The organism is Brasilonema sp. UFV-L1 (assembly GCF_012912105.1).
Classification (GTDB): Bacteria; Cyanobacteriota; Cyanobacteriia; order Cyanobacteriales; family Nostocaceae; genus Brasilonema.
On record NZ_QMEA01000285.1, the window covers coordinates 1 to 1,673 of the forward strand.

Consider the following 1,673-nt stretch of genomic DNA (forward strand, 5'->3'; position numbering starts at 1 on the left):
TCTGGATTCAGCAATACTGAATACTTCTTCAAACTGATAACTGATAACTGATAACTGATTCGGTCAGCATGAAGTTGTTCCCCCCTTCATTTTACGCACAGGTTATCTGCGCTTGGGGTCGAAAAATCGCGAGCATCTAACGAATAGATCCGGTGCGTAGTGACGGTTCGGGGATCGCAGTCTTGGACGCCACTTCCGTGACTGTCGGGAAACCCGCAAGGGCGGATTGGCTCCGGCTCTAATGTCGTTGATGTCTGCGTGGGTTACCTGCGTAAAAAGCTAGGTCACGACTATATTGAAACAGTCAGAGGTATGGGCTATCGGCTGCGAACGTGAAAATTTTCTCATCAATTATTCATACACAATTCATAAGTTTTTATAAAAATAAAAAAGAACAGTAACAATCAGGATCTGTTGATTGTCGCCTATGGTCATTTTTTCAACTTCATACCAAGTTGTGTTCAAATGTGTAACTTAGTGTCAAGAAAGCAGGGTGAGTACTATTTTTGACTAGAAGTTAGTATCAGTAAGTGAACTATGAGATGCCATTTTGAAGGTCAGGAGAGTACCTACAACTGCGTCAGGTACTAGGCGCGAAAATTTACGTTCTGTTTGCGGAGGAAGTGAAGAATGCTGGTTGAAGGATATTTTTGGGAAAAATTATCGTGATTAGTTTAACCTTTACTAGAGTAGCAATACTTATAAACAAATACGAGAAAAGGAAGATGACAATCAGAGATTTCAAAGCAAAAGGCTCCATTGTCAACGACTTAGTGCCGTCCGTAGTTGTGTTTCTCGTGGCTCTGGCACTGTGCACAGGGATTGCGATCGCTTCAGGGGTTCCTCCAGAGTAGGGAATCATCTTTTTGTCAATGTGCGAAAAACAACAGCAAAAGAAAGGAAGTACTGTCGTCATGCAGTAGGAGCGCTTGGTAGAGCGCTACCGCAAACCGCTGATCGGGCGATTGTCCGTTGCATTCTTCGTGTCTGTAACGACTCACGCCAGCGGCAAAGCTGATCGCACCTAGCAGCGTAGAAGTTTTCACTACTCAACTTTCACAAAACAGGAGTTTACTATGAATACCATAGACGCAGTAATATTAACATTACTGAATACTATTGCTTGTTTTGCTTTCCCCAAACTTCTGTCTGTCATTATGGCTCCTAGAAACAAACGTACTGTAGCTTTGCCAACTGCCATAACATCACAAACCGAAGCTTACCAAAGTCCTTAAGCAGATTCCTCCTGGAAAGGAAATTCATTTCTTCTCGTTCCCAGGCTGCAGCCTGGGAATGCCCATACACAGCTGTGCTGATTGGGCAAACAGCATTAGAAACGCTCGATTTGTTAGTAGATTGGCTGAATGCTCTAACCATCACAATGTCATTGCTTTATCTTGGACATTGCCAATTTGTTCTTCTTTTGTTCTTTTAGGCAAGTTTTATCGTGCCAACTTACTTATCCCTTTAAGTTTTATTCTCGTTTTCTCGTTCTTGGGCTGCAGCCTGGGAATGCTCTAAAAAGAGGCTCTGCCTCTTATGCTCACACCTTCGCGTACTCTATGAGTCGTTCTCGTTACCAATTTTTAGAAAACCAGCCTCATTTTCTCACCTGCACAGTTGTTAACTGGATTGCTGTATTTAGTAACCGTTACATAAAACCTACCCAAAGC

General features: G+C 42.8%; 2 protein-coding genes and 1 pseudogene. All 3 read left to right on the top strand.

The window, feature by feature from the left end; genetic code table 11:
• Positions 1-234: 234 nt before the first annotated feature.
• Positions 235-336: pseudogene (locus tag DP117_RS34140) on the top strand (winged helix-turn-helix domain-containing protein); the annotation flags it as partial.
• Between the two features lie 389 nt (positions 337-725).
• On the top strand, positions 726-854 hold the full coding sequence (locus tag DP117_RS37140; RefSeq protein WP_282440349.1) for a hypothetical protein: 129 nt from the start codon (positions 726-728) through the stop codon (positions 852-854).
• Between the two features lie 222 nt (positions 855-1,076).
• Positions 1,077-1,235, top strand: coding sequence for a hypothetical protein (locus DP117_RS34145; RefSeq protein ID WP_169222575.1), 159 nt, complete (start codon positions 1,077-1,079; stop codon positions 1,233-1,235).
• Positions 1,236-1,673: the final 438 nt, after the last annotated feature.

Coding starts and splice junctions, on each gene's coding strand:
- DP117_RS37140 (WP_282440349.1), top strand. CDS start 726: ATGACAATCAGAGATTTCAAAGCAAAAGGCTCCATTGTCAACGACTTA.
- DP117_RS34145 (WP_169222575.1), top strand. CDS start 1,077: ATGAATACCATAGACGCAGTAATATTAACATTACTGAATACTATTGCT.